The sequence below is a fragment of the Glycomyces sp. NRRL B-16210 genome, assembly GCF_000719515.1.
Lineage (GTDB): Bacteria > Actinomycetota > Actinomycetes > Mycobacteriales > Micromonosporaceae > Glycomyces.
Map to the genome: position 1 here is coordinate 92,064 of NZ_JOGR01000008.1, position 23,074 is coordinate 115,137.

Genomic DNA, 23,074 nt, shown 5'->3' on the forward strand with positions numbered 1-23,074 from the left:
CAGGGAAGCACACCGCCCACCGGCGGTCCGCGACCCGGGCTTCCGGCGCAATGCGTGCCGCGAACGAGGCCGGGCCCACAACCCCCACTCCCGGCGCAATGCGTGCCGCGAACGAGACTGGGCCTTCGACCCGGGCTCCCCGGCGTGATGCGTGCCGCGAACGAGACCGGGCCTTCAACCCCGATCCCGGCCCGATACGTGCCGCGATCGAGGCCGGGCCTTCAACCTCGACCCCTGGCATAATGCGCGTCGCGAACGAGGCCGGATTTTCTACTCCGACTCCCGGCGCGATGCGCGTCGTGAACGAGGCCAGGCCTTCAACTCCGACCCCCGGCCCAATGTGTGCCGCGAACGAGACCGGGCCTTCAACTCCGACCCCCGGCCCGATGCGCGTCGTGAACGAAGCCGGACCTTCAAGGCGGACACCGAGGCCGCTACGGCGCACTCGCGGTCGCGAGCTGCCGCCCTCCCGCCGGTGCAGCGCCTCGAACACCACGCCGATCACGGGCAAAATGACCAATGCGGCGGCACCTGAAGGCACCGCCCGCGCCGAGGGCGCGCACCGCCGCAGTCGCGGCGGCGACGACCGGTTCCTCTACAACGCGGGCACCTGGACATGTGAGTAGCCGCTCGGGCGGACCGTCCGGGAACGGACTGGCCGCCCCGAGACCGCACGAGCGGGCCGCGGTTACCGTTGCAGGCACCGGCGGCACGCGAGGCCGCGCCGACCAGAGAGGAACCGGACCACATGGAGCACCCCGTCACGGCCGAGACCGAAGCGGCCGCCCGATGAGCGGCGGGCGGGCCGACCGGTTCGCGGTCGTCAGCCGACGCGCCGTCTACTTCGGCGGCCTGGTCCTCGGCGCCCTCGCCGTGCTCGCGTTCCTCACCGAGCGGACCGCCCTCGGCATCGTCCTCGTCGTCATCGTCTTCCTCGCGGTGCTCGCGCGCGGCATGATGACCCTCGCACGCGGCAGGCGGGCCCTCGCCGCCCGACAGCGCGCCGAGGTCCCGACCGTGACCGGCTACGGTCTTGACAGCCCTGCCCCGGTCGCGACCGTGGTCGCGGCCCTGGTCGGCATGAACGCTGACGGGCTGCCCTACCGCATCGACGCGAAGCCGGGCCCCGGCGGCGTGCGCGTCGAAGTGCGCTGGAAACAGGAGGAGCTGCGCTGGCAGTCCCTGTTCGTCAACGGCTCGCGCGCCTACGCCTGGCGCATGGAGGTCGACCTCGACCCGACAAGGGGCGCTTACAAGTTCATCGAGCATTCGGGCTCGGCGACCGTGCGCTCCGGCGCCGGCCCCGGCGGCGCGGCGGTATACGGCGCGTGGACGTGGCGGCGCGGCAAGACCGGCGGCAAGAGGCAGGCCATGTTCGTCGAGGGCGCCGACGGCAAGGTCCAGGTGGTCGACTCGGGCGGACCGCGGACCTCGTGGGAGGGCGTCGCCTCGATCACGCCGTCCGACGCGAAGGCCCCGGTGTTCACAGTCCTGCGCGGCCACGGCTGGCGACCGCGCGTGGACTGGTTCGGCGCGCGGCTCTTCGAGAAGTGAGGCCCGAGCCGGCGCCGTCTCCGACCATCGGAGGATGGCGGACGGCCCGTCCTCCTCCTTCCGTTCCAGTCGCAAATCCTCCTCTTCGCGGTGATATCGACCCGGTGGAGGCCCTAGCCTCGAAACCATGCGAAAACACCTCCCTGTCGCAGCATTCCTCGCGATCGTGCTCGCCGCGGCCCCCGCCGCTGCCGCCGGCCCGGGCGCCGATCCGGCGCTCGACACCGACCTGCTCGACGCCAAACTCGCCGAATTCGCCGCCGCCGGCGACTACTCGGTGCTCGTCGAAGTCCGCGACGGCGACCAGACCTGGTCGGCCGCGTCCGGCCCCCGCGGCTTCGACGACCCCGCCGAGGCCGAACCGGACGACCGCGTCCGCATCGCCAGCCTCACCAAGTCCATGATCGCGGTGATCCTCCTCCAGCTCGAAGCCGAAGGCGCCCTCGACCTCGACGACACGCTCGGCGAGCACCTCCCGGACCTGCTGCCCTATGAGGACGAACCGAGCATCCGGCAGGTCCTCCACCACACCGGCGGCCTGCGCGACTACTTCCTCTACCTCTACCCGTCGCTGGCCGAGAGCGACCTCACCGAGTTCGAGGCGAACCACCGCACCCACTACGAGCCCGAGGAGATCGTGGCGATCGGCACCCAGGACCCGCAGTGGTGGGCGCCGGGCGAGGGCTGGAGCTACTCCAACACCGGGTACTTCGCCCTCGGGCTCCTCATCGAGGAGCTGACCGGCAACAGCCTCGGCCACGAGCTGGAGCAGCGCGTATTCGAGCCCGTCGGCATGGACGACACCTATCTGCCGCACCACAACAGCTCCGGCTTCCGCGGCGACCACCTCGTCCCCTACATCACCACCGGCATCGAGGACGAGCCGTTCCTCGACAGCACCGGACTGTCGTACACGCACCTGTGGGCCGCCGGCGCCGTCATCGCCGACGTGCACGACGTCAACGACTTCTACCGGGCCGCCGCCGACGGGACGCTCCTGTCCGCCGAGCAGCTCGCTGAAGCAACCACTTACGTCGACACCGGCCTGGGCTTCGGATACGGACTCGGGTTCTTCGGGCAGGCGCTCGGCTGCCCCGACGACCCGGAGGCGATCTACTTCGGACACGACGGCGGCGGGCTCGGCCACAGCACCTACTCGCTCCACTCGCCCGACGGCGAGCGCCAGATCACCCTCACCTGGAACCTCGACGACCGGCACGAACGCAGCGACCCCGACCAGCTCGGCCGGGCGTTCGCCGGACTCGTCGTGGCCGGCCTGTGCGGCCTCGACATCGACGAGGGCGCCCGGGCCATGAGCCTCCCCGACCTCCCGGCCACCGAGAACCCGCAGATTCGCGGCTGACAGCGAGGAAGGCGCCGGACCACCCGAGGCGACGGGCGGTCCGGCGCCTTCGCCGCGTCCGGCCGAATCCCGGCTCCGGCGCCGGTTCCAATGCGAGAATGAGCCGGGTCCGTGCCCGTCGAAGGAGACCGGGCCCCGGCGAGCGTGAGAGGGGAGCGCGAGGGGTACCCGGGAGGCAATCCGAGTGAAAGCAGGTGCAGGCGTGGCAATGCGCATCGAGGAGTACGGCATGATCGGCGACCTCCACACCGCCGCGCTCGTCGGCACCGACGGCTCCATCGACTGGCTGTGCCTGCCGCGCTTCGACTCCCCGGCGTGCTTCGCGGCGCTCCTCGGCGACGAGGACCACGGCTCCTGGAGACTCGCACCCCTAGGCGCCGACCGGTGCACCCGCCGTAGCTACCGAGGCGACACCCTCATCCTCGAAACCGAATGGGACACTCCTGAAGGGAGCGTCCGCGTCACCGACGCCATGCCCCCGCGCGGCCGGGCCGCCGACGTCGTCCGCGTCGTCGAAGGACTCGGCGGCGAGGTCCGCATGAGCACCGCGATGCGCCTGCGGTTCGGCTACGGCAAGGTCGTCCCGTGGATCCGCTGCCACGACGGCCACTTCTCCGCCGTCGCCGGACCCGACGCCGCATGGCTCGAATCGGACGTTGAGCTCCAGGCCGAGGACGGCGCCGCCCACGCCGAATTCACCGTCTCCGAAGGCGAACGGGTCGCGTTCGTGCTCACCCACCAGCCGTCCCACCACGACCGGCCCACCGCCGTCGACGCCGACGCGGCCCTCGCCGACACCGAGGAGTTCTGGACCGACTGGATCGGCGACCTGCGCTACGAAGGCGAATGGGACGAGGCCGTCCGCCGCTCCCTCATCACCCTCAAGGCCCTCACCTACGCCCCGACCGGCGGCATCCTCGCCGCCGCCACGACCTCGCTCCCCGAAGAACTCGGCGGCGTCCGCAACTGGGACTACCGCTTCTGCTGGCTCCGCGACGCCTCCTTCGTCCTCCAGGCGCTCCTCGGCACCGGCTTCGTCGCCGAGGCCGCGGCCTGGCGGCGCTGGCTGCTGCGCGCGGCCGCCGGCGACCCGGCCGACCTCCAGATCATGTACGGGCTCGACGGGCGGCATTGGCTGCCGGAGAACGAACTCGACTGGCTGCCCGGCTACGAGGGCTCGCGGCCGGTGCGCGTCGGCAACGCCGCGACCGGGCAGTTCCAGCTCGACGTCTGGGGCGAGACCCTCGACGCGCTGCACCTGGCGCGCGAGGCCGAGGACGGCACCGACGAGGACGCGTGGGACCTCCAGAAGGGACTGCTCGAATTCCTCGCCGAGCACTGGGGCCGCCCCGACGACGGCCTGTGGGAGATCCGCGGCGAGCAGCGGCATTTCGTGCACTCCAAGGTGATGGCCTGGGTCGGTTTCGACCGCGCCGTCCAGGCCGCCGAGCACTTCGGCCTCGACGGGCCGGTGGAGCGGTGGCGGGAGCTGCGCGACCGCGTCCACGCCGAGGTGTGCGACCGGGGCTACGATCCCGTGCGCGGCACCTTCACCCAGTTCTACGGCTCCAAGGGCCTGGACGCGGCGCTGCTGCTCCTGCCCGTGGTCGGCTTCCTGCCGTGGGACGACCCCCGCATCGTCGGCACCGTCGAAGCGGTCCAGCGCGAACTCACCCGCGGCGGCTACGTCCTGCGCTACGACCCCTTGGCCGACAGCGGGGTCGACGGCCTCCCCGGCACCGAGGGGACCTTCCTCGCCTGCACGTTCTGGCTCGTGGACGCCCTCCACGGCATCGGCCGCACCGCCGAGGCGAGGGAACTGTTCGAACGACTCCTCAAGACCTGCAACGACCTCGGGCTCCTCAGCGAGGAGTTCGACCCCGCCACCGCCCGCCACCTCGGCAACACCCCGCAGGCCTACAGCCATGTGGGCCTGGTGAACTCCGCGCGCCACCTCAGCGGTGTGCACGCGGCCACCGAGCCCCGCGCGGTCGCGCGGAAGGCGACCACACAGGAGAAGGGGTGAGCGCCGTGCGCGCATTGACCGTGGAGCCGGGCCGAAAAGGGTCCCTGTCGCTCGAAGAGATCGACGAGCCGGTGCCCGGCGAGGGCGAACTGCTGGTCGACGCCATCGCACTCGGGGTGTGCGGCACCGACAGGGAGCTGGCCGACGGCGACTACGGTTGGGCCCCCGCCGGTTCGGACCGGCTCGTCATCGGCCACGAGTCGCTCGGCCGGGTCCGCGAAGCGCCCGAGGGCAGCGGCTTCGCCCCCGGCGACCTCGTCGTCGGCGTCGTGCGCCGCCCCGACCCCGAGCCGTGCGGCGCCTGCGAGCGCGGCCTGTTCGACAACTGCCGCAACGGCGACTACACCGAGCGCGGCATCAAGGAACTCGACGGCTTCGGCAGCGAGGCCTGGACGATCGAGGCCGACTACGCCGTCAAGCTCGATCCCGCGCTCGCCGAGATCGGCGTGCTCATGGAGCCGATGAGCGTCATCGCCAAGGCCTGGGAGCAGATCGACAAGGTCGGCGGCCGGTCGTGGTTCGAGCCGAAGTCGGTGCTCGTCACCGGCGCGGGCCCGATCGGGCTCCTCGCCGCGCTCGTCGGGGCCCGTCGCGGCCTGGAGGTCCACGTCCTCGACCGCAACACCGAAGGGCCCAAACCGAAACTCGTCGAAGCGCTCGGTGGGGTCTACCACACCGACGGCATCGCCGACGCGATCGCGGGGACCGAGCCCGACATCGTCATCGAGGCCACCGGCGCCGTGTCGCTCGTGCTCGACTCCATGACGGCCACCGGGCCGTACGGGGTCACCTGCCTCACCGGCGTCACCACCGCCGGCCGCAAGGCGAGCGTCGACGCGGGGAGTCTGAACCGGGAGCTGGTGCTGGAGAACGACGCCGTGGTGGGCTCGGTCAACGCCAACCTCTCCCACTTCACCGAGGCGGCGGCGATCCTCGCCGACGCCGACCACGACTGGCTCCAGGGCCTCATAACCCGGCGCATCCCCCTGGCCGACTACACCGAGACCTTCGGCCCCACTTCGGGAGACGACGTGAAGGTGGTCATCGACATCGCCTCCTGAGACGGCGGTCCCGCTGAGGAGGAACGGATCAGCGCCCCGCCCGGAGTAGATCCGGACGGGGCGCTCGGTCGTCTCTGCGGGCGTCCGCCGACCGGTTCACCGGCGCGGCGCGGGCCTGTCGTCAGCGGTTGAAGGACTCGGTGAGGGTCCAGGCCGCGTCGACGATCTGCTCCTGGGTGACGTCGCTGAGCAGCGCCTGGACGGTGATGTCGGCGCCGCCGGCGGTGCCGTAGACGGCGACCGCGCAGCCCATGAGCCCCGAGGCGCTGCCGTCCTCGCAGCCGAGCACGACCGTCGGGATCGCCCCGGCCTGGTCGAACCTGGAGTCGTCGATCACCTGCTGGCCCATCGACTCCAGCAGCTCGGCGGACATCGCCGAGCCCTGGACGGTGGGGGAGGCGGTGACGATCACGATGGGGCCGACCTCGGAGCCGGTGTCCCAGGTGCAGGACACGGTGTCCCCGTAGGAGTCGTCGAGGGAGAACTCGACGCCCGCGGCTTCGATGAGGTCGGCCAGCGCGCCGCTGACGGCGACGTCGTCGCAGTTGCCGAGGTCCGAGGCGCCCGCGGAGTCGTCCGCGGCGTCCTCGGCCGCGTCGACGGCCTCCTCGACCTCCGAGGAGGTCTTGTCGGTGCTCTCCTCGGGCTCCTCGTCGGCCGTGCAGGCGGTGGCGGCCAGCACGGCCCCGCACATCGCGAGGGCGGCGAGCATTCTCTTCATCAGGGTTCCGTTCGCAGTGGGTGTCAGGGGGCCGGGCGCAGGAGGAGGCGTCGGATCGGGTGCACGCGGGCGACCCGCACCTAACGCCTCTTCGTGCGATCCCGGCGCCAAGAATAGCAACGGGATGCTCGCCGCCGAGGCTTCGAACCGGCCGCCGCGGCAGTTGAACCACTGGTCAGGCTATGCGAGGAAGCTCCCCAATGTCCGCTTGCGGCAGGTCTGTCAGCGCGATCCCGTCCGGGTTCCGGGCCGCGCGCAGCAGGGCGGCGCCGTCGCGGTCGTCGGGGACGCGCCCTTCGGTCGCGGTGAAGTACCCGGTGAGGAACTCGTGGATAGGAGCGGACGCGATCCGCCCGTCATCGACCTGAAAGGACTGATCGATGTGGAGTGAAACGAGGAGCATCCCCTGCTCCCGTTCGCTGCTGTCGCGAAGCGCGGGTTGGAAGAACGGCAGGTCGAGCACGCGGGCGCCGTGCCGCGCGTAGAACGCGAAGCGCCGCTTCGGGTCGCCCCACTCGGGGTGCTCGGCCGGGAGTTCGGGGTGCTCGATCTCGGTGACGACCACGCAGGGGCCGTGCTTCAGCGCCCAGCGCTCGACCGCGGCGTCGAGGAGCCTGCCGCCGACGCCCGCCGACCGGTGGTCCGGGTCGACCGCGAGGTACGCGAGGAGCTGCACGCGGCTGTCGGCGTACCACTCGCCGACCGCGACCCCGATCGGCGTCCCGTCGGCCTCGACGGCGACCAGGAAGTCCGCGCGGCCCTTGGCGGCCGACGCGCTCAGGTCGGCGAGGGAGTCGAGCTGGTCGGGAGGGAAGGACGGCTCAAGCAGGCGGTGGTAGACCGTGGCGAAACGGTCGTCGGTGCGATCGATCGCGACGAGGTCCAAGGCGTTCACGGATGCATTCTCGCACTTCAGGCTTGCGTCTCTCCGGCAGATCGCGGTGAGCGCGGCCATGCGGGGCGCCGCGTCGCGGCGGCGGGCCGCGGATCGGCCCGCCGCGGCCCGCGCAGGGCGAAGCGGCTTCGGCGCGGTCGATCGCGGACGGCCCGGCGGCGCTTGGAGGCCCCTGCCGCGCGCGACCACCGGAACACCGCGACGCTGCACACCGCCGCCATCACCACGATCGCCGCCACGGCCCAGCCGGCGAACCCCTTGCCCGAGATCCCGGCGCCCTGGAGGATCTGCACGATCCCGGAGGCGCCGAACACCGCGATCGCCGCGAGCAGAGCGTCCACAATGCCTCGATTGAACCGCTCCTGCCTGGCGCGGTCGGCTTCCATGCGCTGCTGGAGTTTCGCCGCCATCGCGTCGATGCGCACTTCGAGGCGGTCGCTCAGCAGTTCGCGCAGTTTCGTGGCGAATTCCAGCTCCTGCTGCTCGATCTCGGCCGCGCGCAGGAGCCGCGCGAGTGCGGCCGCGTCCGTCGGCGAGCTGACCAGGTTGGGGGAGTGGATGAGCGAGAGGACCGACCGCGTCTCGGTGGCGAAGTCGTGGAGCAGCAACTGCTCTCGGTGCAGCCGGTCGCCGTAGCGCGCGAGCGCCTCGGCGCTGCGCTCGTCGGTGGACTCGCCGATCAGGTGCAGGACGCGCGGGTGGTGCGAGGCGAGGCGGTCGTGCCAGGCGCTGAAGAGCCCGTCGAGCGAGCCGACGAACTCCGCGAGGGTCCGGTAGGTCCCGGTCATGAACTCCGGACTGCCGAACAGGGCGATCACGGTGGTGTTCTCGCTGGCCGCGACCAGGTCGCCGTCCTTGCGCACGTCGCGCAGCAGCCGCGAGCGGTCGATCGCGAACCGGCTCCAGTCGCAGATCGCGCCGATGCCGTTGGGGATCGGGTGCAGGAGCGCCTGTGCGCCGAACAGCGACAGGAGGTCGTCGCCGCCGGTCACGGGCCTGCGCTGCCGGGCGCCGGGGCCGGTGCCCGCGCTGAGCTCGTGGACGGCGACGAGCACGTGGTAGCGGCCGGGGCGCGCGCACACCTCCTCCGGGGAGTCGAGGAGGTCGGCGATGCCGTCCTGGAGGTCGGCGACGAAGTCTCCGAGCCGCTCCCAGCGCCGTTCGCCCTCGCCGCAGGCCACGACGATGGCGCCGTGCCCGCGCTGGGCCCGGAACAGGGTCGACTGGATCTCGTGCGGGTCGGCCTCGGACACCGACCCGGTCAGGCGGAGGTAGTGGTTCCCCAGGAGCGAGAGGCGGATCTCGGCGGCGAACTCGATGATCGGGGTGCCGTCGGCGTGGAGCAGGCGCACCTCGGGCAGTTCGAGCGCGGCCCCGTCGAAGCGGCGTTCGAGGTAGGAGGCCCCGGCCCAGACGTCGTCGATCCGGAAGGTCCGGCGCACGGTCCGCGCGGCGATGCCGGCGATCGACGGCGGCAGCGGCGCGGCGCGCAACTGCCCCACCGCGTCCATGGGACCGATGCCGTTGAGGCCGAAGGGGAACACGTAAGCGATGTCGGCGGCGTCGACGGTGAGCCACTCCTCTTCGGCGGCGGCCGCGAGCCGTTCGAGGCTGAACCGGTGCGCGCGCAGCTCGCTGCGCTCTATAGAGGACAGACGTGGGTCGTGCTCGGCCTCGTTGAGGGCGTGCAGCCCCGCGCCGAGGGTGTCGGCCCCGTCCTCGAGGAATGCGGCGGCCGAGGCCACGGCCCAATGGAGCGCCCGGTAGTAGACCAGGCGGGCTTCGACCGATTCGCGCAGGAAGTCCCGCACGATCGCGAGCCGGTCGCCGATCGCGTCGAGCAGCGCCGTCATCGCCTCGGCGAAGTGCCAGGTGGCGGCGGCCGCCTCGGCGAACCGGTCGAGGTCGCCGCGGCACATCGCCGCTTCGGATTCGACCTCCAGGATCTGGAGCCGCGCGAACGCGGCCGCGCCGTCCCCGGCGGCGCGCGAATCGGGGTCGGCGTCCTGGCCGCGCAGGCGATCCCACACGGCCGCAATGCTCTCGAGGGTGGCGAGCAGCCGGTCGAACCGGTAGGTGTGCTCCCATTCCTCGGCGCAGAGCTGCCACACGTGCAGGGCGAGCAGCGCGCCGCCGCCGAGTTCGCCGAGCACGCGGCGGATTGCGAATTCAAGGGCCTTGTCGGGACTCGGGTCGTCCTCCTGCTCGGCCTCATGGTCGGGGTCGACGTTCCACCGCGGCAGCCGCCAGAGCCGCTCGACGTCGACGCCCAGGCCCCGGAGGTGATCCGACAGGGGCGCGGGGTCGTCGTCGACGAACGCCGCGACCGCCTCGGTCACCGCAAGGCTCAGCGGCAGCCCAAGGGAGGCAGTCGATGCAGAGGGGTCCATGACCAGACGCTAACAACGCGGGGTCGCCCGGGGACTCCCCGTTTCGGACCGACTCCGCTGGCCTTGCGGACGGCCCGGGCCTCGCGGCCCGGGCTCTCCACTCCTCTTACAGCGCGTCGAGATAGGGGCGGTGGCTGTTCATGAACTCCCAGCCGTAGTACTTGTCCCAGTTGATCGACCAGGTCATGAGGCCGCGCAGGTCCGGAGAAGGCCCGCCGTGCAGCGTGTAGCCGCCGCAGTTCGCGCCGGAGGTCAGGCAGTCGAGGGCCTGGTGGACCTGCGCGGGCGGGGTGTGGCCGTTCCCGGCGCTGACCGCGGCGGGCAGGCCGAAGGCGATCTGGTCCTCGCGCAGGCCCGGGAAGAAGTGGCCGGTGTCCGCCACGGTGAAGCCCGCCTTGAGCATGTCGGTCATGGCGATGTGGAACTCGGCGCCGCCCATGTTGTGGTACTGGCCGTCGAGGCCCATAACGGGTCCGGAGTTGTAGTCCTGCACGTGGAGCACGTCCAGGTCGTCGCGCAGCGCGTGGATCACCGGAAGGTAGGAGCCCGTGCGGTTGTCGCCGGCGCTCGTGCCGCCGTAGAACTGGTGCCCGACCTGCACGAAGAACGTCTCGGGCGCCATCGAGAGCACGAACTCGTCGCCGTAGTTCGCGGTGAGCGTCTGGAGCGCGTCGATGAGGTTCACGATGACCGGGGTCGTCGGGTTGCGGAAGTCGGTGTCCCCCGCGTCGAGGTACAGCGAGTGGCCTTCGAGGTCCACGTCGAGGCCGTCGAGCCCGTACTCGTCGATGATGGCGCTCACCGAGGAGACGAAGGCGTCGCGCGCTCCGGCGGTGGTCAGCTGCACCTGGCCGTTCTGCCCGCCGATGGACAGCAGGACCTTGGCGCCCTCGGCCTGCTTCGCCGCGATCGCGGCCTTGAATTCCGCTTCGCTCTCCACGTTGGGGCACTCCGCGACCGGGCACAGCGAGAACCGGATGTCGCCGGAGGTCGGCGAGGTCGGCTCCCCGAACGCGAGGTTCACGACGTCCCATTCGGACGGCACGTCGGCCATGCGGATGTAGCCGGAGCCGTTGGCGAAGCTCGTGTGCAGGTACCCGATGAGCGCGCGGTCGGCGAGCCCGCTGGAGGCGCACCCGGAGGTCCGGGCGTTGACCGTCCCGCCGGGCCCTTCGCCCTCACTGTTGAAGGCGCTCACGGTGAAAGCGTACGAAGTACAGGCGGTGAGCCCGTCGATGACCGCCGAAGTACCGGTCGTCTCGACCTCCTCCGCGCCGGCACGGCGGACGAGGTAACCGTCCACTTCGCCCGATGCGACGCTCCAGGAGAGCGTGACGCCGTTCTCGGTGGCCTGGTCGACGCGAACCGCGCCCGGAGCGCCCGGGACCCCGGCCTCGCCGCCGCCGTCCCCGGCGGGGCCGTCGAGTACGACGTCGTCGATCCAGTACTCGCCCTGGCCGTACCAGCTGTGGAAGTAGACCTCCACGGAGGTCTGACTCGCGCCGGTGGTGAACGAGGTGCTCAACTGCGTGAAGGCGCCCGGCGAGGCGGTCCAGGTCTGCTCATGCCCCGTCGCTCCGATGTAGACGTGCGAGCCCTGCACCCACGCGCTCAACGTATACGCGCTCGACGGCTGTACCGCGACCGTGAGAGCGCAACGCCCGGTTGAGGAGTCGCCGCCCGCCGACTGGAGCGCGCCGGACCCGGAACGCACGGGGGAGCCGACGACCTGGGCCGACTCGCAGGTCCACGGCGCGGTGGTCCCGGACTCGAATCCGGGATCGGCGAGCAGGTTCGCGGCCTGGGCAGGGGTGGCGACGAGGAATCCGACCACCAGCGCCGCCGCGGCGGCGACCATGAGGGCGATCGAGCGGAGTCTTCTCATGGGGTTCTCCCGAGGGGAAGCGTAAATCAAGACAAAGGAGACCGAAGCGACCTCAAATCTAACAGTAAACCTTCCTATAAATAAATGTCAATATCCCGCTCCCGCAACCCGCCCGCTGGACCGCTCAGTCCTGGTCCAGTCGCGGCAGGACCAGGCGGAAGCACGCTCCTTCTCCCACGGCTGTCTCCAGTTCGACGTCGCCGCCGTGGGCCGCGGCGATGGACTTCGCGATGGACAGGCCCAGCCCCGCGCCGCCGCCGCTGTCGCGTTGGCGGGAGCGGTCGGCCCGATAGAAGCGGTCGAACACGCGGCCCGCCTGCTCCGCCGTCATACCCGGACCCTCGTCGGCCACTTCCATTACGGCGCTGCCGTTCACCGTCCCGACGCCGATGCGGACGGCCGTTCCCGGCGGCGTGTGGGCGACGGCGTTGCCGGCGAGATTCGCGACCACCTGCCGCAACCGGGCTTCATCCCCGAGGGCCGGCGCAGGACCGGGCGGGCCGATCCCGTCCGGCCCGGTCAACTCGACCGGCCGTGAAGGATCGAGCGCCCGCACGTCGTCGTGCCGGGCGTCCCCGGCGAGCGTCCGCAGGTCCATCGGCGTCGGTTCGAGCTGCCCCTCCGGCGCCTCGTCGAGCATCGCCAGCAGCAGCAGGTCCTCGGTGAGGGCCGCGAGTCGGGTCGACTCGCGGTCGATGCGGCGCATCGCCTCGTCCACATCAGATCGCTCCGGCATCCCGCCCATGCGGTACAGCTCGGTCGAGCCCTTGATGCCGAACAGCGGCGTGCGCAGCTCATGGCTGACATCCCAGACGAAGTCGCGCATCCGCGCCTCCGAGGCCGTCCGGTCCGCGAACGCCTTCTCGAGCTGGCCCAGCATCGTGTTCAGCGAGTCCGCGAGGTGCCCGATCTCCGTGTTCGGCGCGGCCAGGTCCGGCACGCGGCGGCTCAGGTCGCCGCCCGCGATCGCGGCCGCCGTGTGCTCGATCCGGCGCAGCGGCCGCATCCCCCGGCCCAGGGCGAACCAGCCCACCCCGGTCAGCACCACGAGCAGCACCGCCTCGCTCATGACGCTGCTGTTGCGCAGCGCGGCCACCGTGGCGTCGGCCTCGGCGAGCGGCGCGGCGGCCACCACCGTCCCGTCCCACGCCCGGGCGGGAAGGGCCACGGCCCGCCAGCGCTCGCCGCCGTCCGCGGCCACCACCTCGACCGCCGTCCCGTCGGCGGGGACCGCCCGCAGCTCGGCCGGCGCCGGCAGCGCGGCATCGTCCAGGCCGGACGAATGGAGCTCCCGCACCACCGCGCCGTCGGCGTCCAGGTAGACCAGGTACGGCGTGCCGACCAGGTCGAGCGCGGGATCGAGGAGCTCCGGCCGATCGGCGGGCGGCTCGACGTCGACCGGCTCGGCGACCGGCATCCGGGAGACGATCTCGGTGAACGACCGGAGCTGGCCGTCGATCCGGTCGAGCTGGTACCGGTCCAGGCTGACCGACACGAACACGCCGATGAGCGACATGCCGGTCAACAGCAGCGCGGACGTGAGCACGAGCAGCCTGGCGCGCAGCGAGAACCGGTTCAACAGGGACCTCACCGCCGCGGCTCCCGCATCACATAGCCCGTGCCGTGCACGGTGTGGATGAGCTTCGGCTCCCCGCCGTCCACCTTGCGGCGCAGATAGGAGATGTAAGTGTCCACAATGCTCGCATCCCCGCCGAAATCGTAGTGCCACACCCGGTCGAGGATCTGGGCCTTCGACACCACCCTCCCGGCGTTCTCCATCAGGTAGCGCAGGAGCCGGAACTCGGTGGGGGAGAGGCGGACCGGCTCGCCCTCCCGCGTCACCTGGTGGCCCTCGGCGTCGAGTTCGAGCGCGCCCACCCGCAGCACCCCGGCATGGCGTCCGGCGGTGCGCCGCAGGATCGCGCGGATGCGGGCGATGAGCTCCTCCAGGTCGAACGGCTTGGTCACATAGTCGTCGGCGCCGAGGGACAGCCCGGTGACCTTGTCGGCCTGGCGGCCCCGGGCGGTCAGGAACAGCACCGCGACCGGACCGCCGGGGCCCTCCAGCTCGCGCAGCCGCCTGACCACCTCGAAGCCGTCCGTGTCGGGCAGCATCACGTCGAGCAGCACCAGGTCGGGCGGCTCGGCCCCGGCGAGGGCGACCGCCTCGGCGGCGGTCGCCGCCGCGGACACCCGGAACCCCGCGAACCGCAGCGTCGCCGCGAGCAGCTCGCGCACGGTCGCCTCGTCGTCCACCACCAGCAGATGGCTCGCGCCCGTCATCGCCTCGTCCGCACCGTCCACGACGACCAGCGTACGGAACTGCGGGGCCGTCCACTCATACGTCGCGACGCCGGAAGAGGACGAAGGCGACCGCCAGCAGGGCCGCCACCCCGAGGCACATCCCGCCGAAATTGAGCCACGGATGCGGGAAATCGGGGTCCGGGACGGTCGCCATGACCGCCGCCCCGCCCTGGGTCGGCCAGTAGTCGAACAGGCCCCGCGTCCACGACGGGAAGGTGGCGGACAGGGCGGGCGCGAGGAAGATGACCGCCACCAGCGTCGTCAGCGCCCCGGCCGTGGACCGCAGGACCACGCTGAGGCCGGTCGCGAGCAGCGCGATGGCCGCGAGATAGAGGCCGCCGCCGGCCACGGCCGCGAACACGCCGGGATCGCCGAGGCCCGCGCTCGGCACGTCATGGGCGGCGAGGACGGCCTGGCCGAAGAAGAAGGAGGCGAACATCAGGGCCTCACCGGCGATCACGGCGACGCCGGCGACCAGCACGGCCTTGGCCGCCAGCAGCCGGTGCCTGCGGGGCGTGGCCGCCAGCGACGTCTGGATCAGACCGGTCGCGTACTCGGAGGTGACGACCAGCGTCCCCAGCACCCCGATGATCAACTGGGCGATGATGTACGGCACCAGGCTGAGCCCGGCCGGGTCCCAGGCCAGCCGCTCCGCGGCGGAGAGGCCCGCGTATCCGTTCGCGGACGAGGTCATGGACAGGGCCGAGACCGCCAGCCCGGCCACGAAGAGCCCGGCCAGCGTGTACCAGGTCGAGCGCAGGCTGCGGAGCTTGATCCACTCGGCGCGGTGCGTCCGGTGGAAGGCCGCTTTGGGCGTGTCGGCGATCGTCGTCATGCCCCGGCCCCCTGGAACTCGACGCTGTCCTCGGTCAGGTCCATGAAGGCGTCCTCCAACGAAGGCTGCTGCGGGGTGAGCTCGGCGAGCGCGACGCCGTGGTAGGCGGCGAGCTTGCCGATCTCCGCGCTCGCCATGCCGGAGACGACGATCGACGCTTCGAGACCGTCGCGCACCGTCGCCCCGGCCGCGGTCAGATGCCGCGAGAACACCGCGGGCTCCGCGGCGCGCACGAGCACGGTCCCCTCGCCCCTCGACCGCATGAACGCGGTCATGCCGGTGTCGGCGATGAGGCGGCCCTTGCCGATGACGACCAGGTGATCGGCGGTGAGCGCCATCTCGCTCATGAGATGGCTGGAGACGAGCACCGCGCGGCCCTCGCGGGCGAGCGAGCGCATGAAGTCGCGGATCCACCTGATGCCCTCGGGGTCGAGGCCGTTCACCGGCTCGTCGAAGATGAGCACCCGCGGATCGCCCAGCAGCGTCGCGGCGATGCCGAGGCGCTGGCGCATCCCCAGGGAGAACCCGCACGTCCGCTTGCCCGCGACGCCTTCGAGGCCGGTGCGGGCGAGCACTTCGCCGACGCGCCGCTTCGGGAGCCCGTTGCTGACGGCGAGCGCCAGCAGGTGGTCGTACGCCTTGCGGCTGCCGTGGACGGCGCCGGCGTCGAGCAGCGCGCCGACCTCGGTGAGCGGCACGGGAAGCCCGCTGTAGCGGCGGCCGCCGACGGTGACCGAGCCGCTCGTGGGAGCGGCCAGGCCGAGGATCATCTTCATGGTGGTGGACTTCCCGGCCCCGTTCGGCCCGAGGAACCCGGTGACGTGCCCGGGTTCGACGGTGAACGACAGGTCGTCTACCACGGTCTGGTGGCCGTACCGCTTGGTCAGCCCTCGTATCTCGATCATGTCGAGGAGCATGACGCCGCAGGCTGGCCGACCTCTGAGCACTTCTGAGAGAACCCTGTGAGCCGCCCCTGGACACCTCAGGATTCCCGCCCACCGGGGGCCGCATTCACAGAGAACTCGAAGATCGTAGACCGCCGCGATCGGGAAGCCCGCCGCTTCGCCACGAAACCGGTTCTGACCAGCGCGGCGACCCGGACCGTGCAGAAACCGTGCAGCATTCGTGCCCGCAACGTCCAGGCTGAGCTCACCGAACGAAAGGAGCACGAAATGTCCAGACGATTCCGTCGAACGCTCATCGCGCTGATCGCCGCGGCGAGCATGTCCCTGCTCGGCCTGACCGCGGCCGCCCCGGTCCAAGCCGCCACCTCCGGGCCGTGGAACGACTGCCTGCCCGGCAACGTCTGCCTCTACAACGGCCCGCCTTCGCAGGGCTTCCCCGCCTACCAGACGCCGGGAATCGTTCCCGATGGGCGAACGGCCCTGTACGTCGTGAACAACGGCCACGCCGACGGTCAGACCGACCACGTCTACCTCCAGTACCGGCCCGCCGGCAGCGGCGGCGGCTGGACCAACGCGTGCCTGCACTACCTGCCGGGAGGCGGCTACATGCTCGACAAGGGCCGCGTCGAGATCCGCTACATGTACTGGGGCGGTGAGTGTTAGAGCCGCGAACGCCTGCGAATGAGGCCTCGGGCCCTTTCCGTGTTCACATGGGAGGGGCCCGAGGCGTGCTTGAATCCGCTGGGGTGAAGTGACGGTGGTTTCTGGACGCTTTTGCGCATGACGGCGTGTCGCGACTTGCCGAAAGGGATTCGGTATGCCACATTCTTCACACGCGTGTATCACGCGGCTCAGAAAACGAAGTGAATAGAAACGCGGCGGGCCGCCGCTCTCATCGCCAAACAAGTATCGGCGGCCCGCCCCTAGCCAGAGAGGAAACCTCCCATGGTTGGCTTCAGCCTACGCTATGACCCGGTTCCGGCCTCGGTCAAAATCGACCTCGAACTCCACCGCCCGTACCGGACCTGGTTCGGTCTCGGCCGCCTGCGGTGCGAGTGGTGCCACCATAAGTGGGGCGCGCACGGGTGCCCCAAGCGCCGCTCGGCGGTCAAGCTCCTTGCCTCGAAGGTCCACTCCGCGCCGCTGCGCGAGGTGTTGACGACCTTGGTCGGCTTCAGTTGGGGCGGTGCGGCATGACCGACACTCCAAACAGCGACGGCCGCCGCGACCAGCCCGTGGCGGGCCAGGGTTGGGACGAGGTGGTCCGCCGCGTGTTCGCGGCCGAACCCGCTCCGGCACGGCGCGACTCGTACCTCGACCCGGAACGCATCGTCCTCGGCCGCTTCCATCTCGAACACCGCCGGATCGAGGTCTACCAACTCGCCGGGCGCTCCGCCACCTCAGTCCGACTGCGGCGCATCGAACCTGCTCCTGCCGTGGACCTGGGCTACATCAACCGGATCGGCTCGCCCTTCGCCCGCCTCCACTTGTACAGGGCGGAATGGGACACGCCACTGCGGCGGGCGGCGAAGGACAAGGCCACCGCGATCTGGCACCACGCCGCGCGTCACGAGGCGGAGGTGGACGGATGAGCCTCCACTTCGCCGGCGGCCTGCCGGTCCTGGGCTACGCCGAGGTCGACGGCCGGTCCCTGGCCTTCGCTTGGGGCTGGCATGAACCGGTCCTGCGGGTGACCTTCACCGACCGCACCCCCGACCTCCTCGGGCATGTGACCCACCTCGACGCCCTGCCCCGCCTCGCCACCGCACCAACTGGCCACGCCTGGCTCGGTCAAGACGACCCGACCCGAACCCGCGCGATCCTCGACCACGCCATCAACCTCTGGAGGACCAAAGAACGCCTCTTCCGCACCTGTGACGGCTGAACCGGGACAGGTGCGTGGGAGACTCCGGCAGACCCGAACCCGACGTGCCACAAGGGCTTCCGATCAGGGGCAGTCGTGGAGACCCCAGTAGGAGATCGTGACGGGCTGATCGAAGGCGTGCACCGTGTCCGGCTTCGGGTTCTGCTGGAGGATCTCGCAGCCCTTCGCGGTCGAGCCGTTGAGCAGGATCGTGGAGGCGAACTCGACCTCGGTCCAGCCCAGGCTGTTCAGGTACTCCCGCGCCTCAAGCGCCTCCATGCCGCGCACGTCGGGGAGCACGTCCTCCGACGCCAGCGGGGCCGCGGCGGTCTCCGTTGCGTCGAAAGCGGTCTCGGCGTCCTCCGAGGAGTTCGCCGACTCCTCGGAGGACGCCGCCGCGACCTCGTTCTCCGACGAGGCCTCGGAGCCGTCCTCGGGCGTCGGCGACGCGCCGGACGAGGGCCGCGACGGTTCGGCGGCGGACCTGCCCACGGCCGACCCGGGCTCGGGCGGCGCGTCCGCACTCGCCCGCACCCACGGTCTCCACATCGAGACCGCGCCGACCATGATGAGTACCAGGATCACCATGGCCAGGAACACGACTCGTCGCGACCGACTGCCGCGGCAGTCGGACGCGACGAGTTCCTCGGTCGGTTCGACGCCGGGTGGAGCGGCGACGAGGTCGCCGGTGCCGACCGCCGTGCGGCAGGCCGCGGCGAGCGCGGTCGCCGAGGGCCAGCGTTTCTTCGGGTTCTTCTCAAGGCAGCGCATGACGATCGCGGCGACGGCGGGCGGCAGGCCGTCCGGCAGCGGCGGCGGTTCCTCGTACAGGTGCATGTGGACGACGCCGAGCGGGTCCTCGGTGCTGAAAGGCGGTCGCCCCGTGAGGCATTCGTAGGCGACCGCGCCGAGCGAGTAGAGGTCGGCGGCGCCGTCCACCTCCCAGCCGCTGAGCTGTTCCGGCGAGACATAGGAAGGCGTGCCCATGATCCCGCCGGGCGCGGTGAGGCGGTCCTCGCCGTCGGCGAGCGAGATGCCGAAGTCCACCATGCGAAGCTGGTCGCCGGGCTCGATGAGCAGGTTCGCGGGCTTGACGTCCCGGTGGATCACGCCCTGGTCGTGAGCGATGGCAAGCGCTTCGGCGGCGGCGGCCATGTAGCGCAGGGTCTGGTCAGGGGTGAGCGGGCCGTACTCGGCGAGCACGGCTGCCAGGGACGGGCCCTCGATGAGCTCCATGACGATGTACCGCAGGGGACGCGGGCCGGAGGTGTCCTCGCCGTAGTCGTAGACCGCGACCAGGCCGGGGCCGCGAAGTCCGGCAAGGGTCTTGGCCTCGCGGGCGAACCGGTCGCCGGAGCGTTTGGTGTGCTGGAACTCGCGATGAAGGATCTTCACCGCGATCGGGCGTTCCAACAGCATGTCGAATCCTCGCCAGACCTCGCCCATGCCACCGGCGGCGACGGGCTGATCGAGACGATAACGCCCGGCGACGAGCGTTCGAGCATCCACAATGGCTCCTTGTATGCCGGGGATCGGAGCACGATCGATGCATGGCTCCGCGGAATTGGGGTGGTACGAGGTAAGCAGAGGTTACCGATTACGCCCACGTGATGCGGGCCCCGACGAGTCCGTTTTAGGAGCCCTAGCAGCGCTCCGTGCGCACATGACCAGATGCACGGCGTTCCAGAGCCCAAAATTGACACGATCGATTCACCCATTCGAGCAGAGAGCGACCGAGCCGCCTTGGGGTGAGTGCGAGGAGCCGGAGGTGAGGAGCGAAGGTGCAGGTGGCGGGGCCGTTGCACCAGGCGTTCGGCTACGGGGATCAGGCGCGGAAGTGGGCGGGACCGCGACGCGACGCCCAAGGCGATCCCGCCGCGCCACTTCCTACTTCTTCCGCTTCCCTTTCCGCTTCGCTTTTGCCGCACGGGCCTTGTTCCGCTTCGCGAGCTGACTCGCAAGAGCGTTCGCCCGCTTCCTGTTGGCCTGATAGTGCTCGGCATACGGCACAGGAATATCGGTCGCCAATTGTTGGAAGATCTCCGCGGCACGGAGGTGATGGAAGTGTGCCTCAGCGACTCGACTGAGCAGTGTCAGAGTGTATCCGAGGTTGTGGTGGCTGCCAGCGAGGTGGGGGAGGTGTGCGGGGTTGTCGGCGGCCAGGCTCTTGCGGAGTTCGAGGGCGCGTTCGTGGTGGGGGAGGGCTTCGTCGTGGCGGCCGAGTTCGTTGAGCCCGTATCCGAGGTTGTGGTGGCTGTTGGCGAGGTGGGGGAGGTGTGCGGGGTTGTCGGCGGCCAGGTCTTCGTAGAGGGCGAGGGCGCGTTCGTGGTGGGGGAGGGCCTTGCCGTGCCGGCCGAGTTCGTTGAGCCCGTATCCGAGGTTGTGGTGGCTGCGAGCGAGGTAGGGGAGGTGTGCGGGGTTGTCGGCGGCCAGGTCTTCGTAGAGGGCGAGGGCACGTTCGTGGTGGGGGAGGGCCTTGCCGTGGCGGCCGAGTTCGCCGAGGCCGTATCCGAGGTTGTTGTGGTTGCGAGCGAGGTGGGGGAGGTGTGCGGGGTTGTCGGCGGCCAGGTCTTCGTAGAGGGCGAGGGCACGTTCGTAGTGGAGGAGGGCCTCGTCGTGGCGACCCAATTCATTCAGTCGTTGACCGAGCAGATTCAGGTGAAGCGCAAGCTCAGGTCCTTCATCGGCTGATTCAAGGTTCTGGACAGCCAAGGATTCGAGCTTCAGCGCCAACTCGCCGGTCTGTCGGTTCGGGGTTGGGAAAGGCACCTTGGCTTCGAGATTCGTCGCGGCCTCAGCAACACTTGGGTGACCTCCATAGCGTTGCAACGCGGTGGTGAGCTGGTTCGGCACTGATTGCGGGTCCGTTTCAGCAGCCTTCGACACGGCGGTCTTGACCAGGTGATCCAAACGTGTCGCCAGAATCTGTGGAGCCGAGGCCGACGCGTCTTCGTCTTCGCCGACCACCAACCTCAGAAAACGGTCCACCGTGCCGTCGAGGACGCCACGGATGTGCTCGTAGTGGTCCTCGGCGAGTGCCGCCAGATGCAACATGCGATCGAAGTGTCGTCCATACAGATCTAGGGTGTGCAGTTGTTTGACGATCAGGGCTAGATCATCGGCATCGATGGTGGCGAGCAGGTACTCGGAGATGAGGTCGGGTTCCATCGCGGCGACCGTCGGAACCGCCTGATTCTCACTGATCGGCCGCATCGCTCCTGGATAGAGCGTGTGCAACGCCTTGGCCGCCGCTTGCCGTTCGGCGGTGCGGGCGTCCATCCACAGCGGTGAAGCCGACAGGTAGTCCTTGACCTCAGAGCGGTCGGGCTGTATCAGATTGACAATTGCCATGGCATGCCCGGCCTCGTCGCTGTTCGAGGGCGGCTCCTCCGTCAAACTCAGCGCCCGATGCTCATTCCAGCGCTTCCTCTCACGTTCGAACAGCATCCGCAGCAACTCGTCCCGCAGCTCACCTGCGTCCCCATCACCGGACCCGCGATCCGGAAGCGGCTGGTCGCGTGCAGCGAGCAGCGCGGCTATGTGAACCAGCAGTGGCGAGTCGATGCGCTCGTCTGCGGCGAAGTCCAGGAGGTCTTCCGGAGTCGGATCATCGGCGCCCGCATTTCTGAAGCGCCTGTATGCCTCGTGTGCATGTTCTCTTCGTATCTCCGCATCGAAGCCGTCTCCTTCGGCCTCGTCGTTCTTGCGTAGATCAAGGTGATGCCCGGACCTTTGTAGTTCACTCGCCAGGCCCTCAGTCGGGGCGTCCAGTTCCTGCAACCAGCCTCCGGAATGGCGGTTGACCAGCAGTATCCGTACCTTCGGACACCGATCCGCCTCAGTGTTCAGATACCGGATCCAGGCGGTGAGGCTCGCCCTGGCCCGCTCGCGGTCGGTGTAGTCGAACACCACCAGAGTGGGCCGTGCCGGCAGAAAACGCGACCACCCGTCCACCCGGTCGGTCCGCGCGAATCCCGCCTCCCAGTTGGTCTCATGGGAGCCCGTGTCCTTCTGAAGCACGGTGCACAAGTGCGCGGCGAGGCGCGTCTTCCCGGCCCCTGCCTGCCCGGTCAACACACTGATCGAGATCCGGCTGTCAAGGTCGCCTGCGCACCAGTCGAGCAGCTTCTCCAGCGGCTCCTCATGGGACCGTTCCAGGTATGGCACATAGCCGTAGCGGGCGGTCAGTCGCATGAAGTCGGTGAGCTGCGCCGGTCGTGGGCGATAGGCCGACTCGATCAGGCGATCCGGGTCCTGTACCTCCCAAAGCCGCTGGCCTCGCACCGGTTCCGGCAGGTCTTCGACGCGGGCGAAGTCGCTCACCGGGACCAGGTCCCACCGGTTCTTCCAAGGGTTGAGACGCTCCGCCACCACACCGATCAGGCGTTGACGGTCGGCATCGAACAGTGCCGCTCCCGAGGCCCCGCCCCAGAACTCGTCATCGTCGACCTGCCCAGGAGAGAGCCGGAACACCAGGCTGCCCCGCTCGCGCCCCTCTCCGGGGATGATCTCGCCGTCGAGCTGGGCGACATGGAATCCCCGGTCCACGGCTTCCTCGTCCCCGACCCGATTCGCCCCCGGGTACCCGAAGCCGATCACCTTCACCGAGCCGGTGTACCCCTGGAACTCGCCCCATGAGACACCAGCGTGGATGCTCACGCCGAGCCCTGGCGCTCGCAGTATCGCGACATCGAGGTCGGTGCGCTTCCAGACAACCTCGGCCACCACCACACGATCCGCACCGACGGCGTGAGCTTCGATGCGGACCGCGTCGACGAGGTCGTGCGCGCAGGTGAGCACCAGGTCCTCCGCCACCGCGAAGCCGCTGAGGCTCTTGCGGCCGCCGTCGTGGTAGGCGAGCAGGTGAACGGTGCGTTCGCGGATGGTCGAGAGGTCTTGCGCCATGCGAGGCCTCCGCTAGAACTCGGAGGAGAGCTTCGCCTTGCTGGTCTTGCCCTTCTCGTCTACGGTCTTGGGGTTGAGCACGATCCGCAACCGGTGCGTGTGCGTGTCGGCGTCCTCGGCGCTCACCTTGCCGGTGATCACGCTCCACAGGTTCACCCCGGCCTCGGCGCCGGTCTTGCTGGAGGCCTCCAGCGTCAGTTCGAGTTCCAGCTCCTGCACCTCAAGTGGCAGCTCCTTGTCGGAGGCGTCGATGGCCGCCCTCAGCTCGGTGCGGAGTGAGGCGATGGCGTCGGCGAGGGAGAGGTTCGTCATCGCTACATCGTAAACGGCCGAGCGACCGCGCAGGTTCCCCCGGACCGGTGAGCC

The 23,074-nt window shown here is 70.2% G+C and carries 19 protein-coding genes; 8 read left to right on the forward strand and 11 right to left on the reverse strand.

The window, feature by feature from the left end; translation table 11 throughout:
- Window positions 1-789: 789 nt before the first annotated feature.
- From IF12_RS0112930 to IF12_RS0112945, 4 genes are all read left to right on the forward strand, one after another.
- Window positions 790-1,554, forward strand: a complete 765-nt coding sequence (locus IF12_RS0112930) for a hypothetical protein (RefSeq protein ID WP_030158783.1) — start codon at window positions 790-792, stop codon at window positions 1,552-1,554.
- Between the two features lie 127 nt (window positions 1,555-1,681).
- A complete protein-coding gene (locus IF12_RS0112935; protein WP_081913560.1) occupies window positions 1,682-2,917 on the forward strand; it encodes a serine hydrolase in 1,236 nt (411 codons plus the stop codon).
- A 208-nt stretch (window positions 2,918-3,125) separates the two neighbouring features.
- The gene (locus IF12_RS0112940; RefSeq protein WP_051704338.1) at window positions 3,126-4,943 is read left to right on the forward strand and encodes a glycoside hydrolase family 15 protein; all 1,818 of its coding nucleotides are present in this window, start codon (window positions 3,126-3,128) and stop codon (window positions 4,941-4,943) included.
- 5 nt (window positions 4,944-4,948) lie between these two features.
- A complete protein-coding gene (locus tag IF12_RS0112945) occupies window positions 4,949-6,004 on the forward strand; it encodes a glucose 1-dehydrogenase (protein ID WP_030158790.1) in 1,056 nt (351 codons plus the stop codon).
- 121 nt (window positions 6,005-6,125) lie between these two features.
- On the opposite strand, the gene IF12_RS0112950 is transcribed toward IF12_RS0112945, so the two are convergent.
- The 8 genes from IF12_RS0112950 to IF12_RS0112985 all read right to left on the reverse strand — a co-directional run bounded on the left by IF12_RS0112950 (window position 6,126) and on the right by IF12_RS0112985 (window position 15,939).
- Window positions 6,126-6,725, reverse strand: a complete 600-nt coding sequence (locus IF12_RS0112950) for a hypothetical protein (RefSeq protein WP_133884173.1) — start codon at window positions 6,723-6,725, stop codon at window positions 6,126-6,128.
- Window positions 6,726-6,900: 175 nt separating this feature from the next.
- Window positions 6,901-7,620, reverse strand: a complete 720-nt coding sequence (locus tag IF12_RS0112955; RefSeq protein WP_166659565.1) for a GNAT family N-acetyltransferase — start codon at window positions 7,618-7,620, stop codon at window positions 6,901-6,903.
- Window positions 7,621-7,637: 17 nt separating this feature from the next.
- On the reverse strand, window positions 7,638-10,010 hold the full coding sequence (locus IF12_RS0112960) for a hypothetical protein (RefSeq protein WP_133884174.1): 2,373 nt from the start codon (window positions 10,008-10,010) through the stop codon (window positions 7,638-7,640).
- A gap of 106 nt (window positions 10,011-10,116) precedes the next feature.
- Complete coding sequence (locus IF12_RS0112965; RefSeq protein WP_030158798.1) at window positions 10,117-11,895, reverse strand: chitinase; 1,779 nt, start codon at window positions 11,893-11,895, stop codon at window positions 10,117-10,119.
- Window positions 11,896-12,019: 124 nt separating this feature from the next.
- On the reverse strand, window positions 12,020-13,474 hold the full coding sequence (locus IF12_RS0112970; RefSeq protein WP_030158800.1) for a HAMP domain-containing sensor histidine kinase: 1,455 nt from the start codon (window positions 13,472-13,474) through the stop codon (window positions 12,020-12,022).
- 8 nt (window positions 13,475-13,482) lie between these two features.
- Window positions 13,483-14,178, reverse strand: coding sequence for a response regulator transcription factor (locus tag IF12_RS0112975; protein ID WP_030158802.1), 696 nt, complete (start codon window positions 14,176-14,178; stop codon window positions 13,483-13,485).
- Between the two features lie 55 nt (window positions 14,179-14,233).
- The gene (locus IF12_RS0112980) at window positions 14,234-15,034 is read right to left on the reverse strand and encodes an ABC transporter permease (RefSeq protein WP_030158805.1); all 801 of its coding nucleotides are present in this window, start codon (window positions 15,032-15,034) and stop codon (window positions 14,234-14,236) included.
- The gene (locus IF12_RS0112985; protein WP_030158807.1) at window positions 15,031-15,939 is read right to left on the reverse strand and encodes an ATP-binding cassette domain-containing protein; all 909 of its coding nucleotides are present in this window, start codon (window positions 15,937-15,939) and stop codon (window positions 15,031-15,033) included. The genes IF12_RS0112980 and IF12_RS0112985 overlap by 4 nt, the downstream gene beginning before the upstream one ends.
- A 267-nt stretch (window positions 15,940-16,206) precedes the next feature.
- Between IF12_RS0112985 and IF12_RS0112990 the strand changes: the two genes are divergently transcribed.
- The 4 genes from IF12_RS0112990 to IF12_RS0113005 all read left to right on the forward strand — a co-directional run bounded on the left by IF12_RS0112990 (window position 16,207) and on the right by IF12_RS0113005 (window position 17,824).
- Complete coding sequence (locus tag IF12_RS0112990; protein WP_030158809.1) at window positions 16,207-16,602, forward strand: hypothetical protein; 396 nt, start codon at window positions 16,207-16,209, stop codon at window positions 16,600-16,602.
- Window positions 16,603-16,884: 282 nt separating this feature from the next.
- On the forward strand, window positions 16,885-17,136 hold the full coding sequence (locus IF12_RS0112995; protein WP_030158811.1) for a hypothetical protein: 252 nt from the start codon (window positions 16,885-16,887) through the stop codon (window positions 17,134-17,136).
- Window positions 17,133-17,531 (forward strand): hypothetical protein, encoded by a 399-nt coding sequence (locus tag IF12_RS0113000; RefSeq protein WP_030158818.1) that lies wholly within the window; start codon window positions 17,133-17,135, stop codon window positions 17,529-17,531. Before IF12_RS0112995 ends, IF12_RS0113000 begins: the two co-directional genes overlap by 4 nt.
- On the forward strand, window positions 17,528-17,824 hold the full coding sequence (locus tag IF12_RS0113005) for a hypothetical protein (RefSeq protein ID WP_030158820.1): 297 nt from the start codon (window positions 17,528-17,530) through the stop codon (window positions 17,822-17,824). The genes IF12_RS0113000 and IF12_RS0113005 overlap by 4 nt, the downstream gene beginning before the upstream one ends.
- Window positions 17,825-17,887: 63 nt before the next feature.
- Here the strand turns inward: IF12_RS0113005 and IF12_RS24165 are convergent, their stop codons facing one another.
- From IF12_RS24165 to IF12_RS0113020, 3 genes are all read right to left on the reverse strand, one after another.
- On the reverse strand, window positions 17,888-19,312 hold the full coding sequence (locus IF12_RS24165) for a serine/threonine protein kinase (RefSeq protein WP_133884175.1): 1,425 nt from the start codon (window positions 19,310-19,312) through the stop codon (window positions 17,888-17,890).
- 378 nt (window positions 19,313-19,690) lie between these two features.
- Window positions 19,691-22,708, reverse strand: a complete 3,018-nt coding sequence (locus IF12_RS0113015; RefSeq protein WP_030158824.1) for a tetratricopeptide repeat protein — start codon at window positions 22,706-22,708, stop codon at window positions 19,691-19,693.
- A 12-nt stretch (window positions 22,709-22,720) separates the two neighbouring features.
- Window positions 22,721-23,020, reverse strand: a complete 300-nt coding sequence (locus IF12_RS0113020; RefSeq protein ID WP_030158827.1) for a trypco2 family protein — start codon at window positions 23,018-23,020, stop codon at window positions 22,721-22,723.
- Window positions 23,021-23,074: the final 54 nt, after the last annotated feature.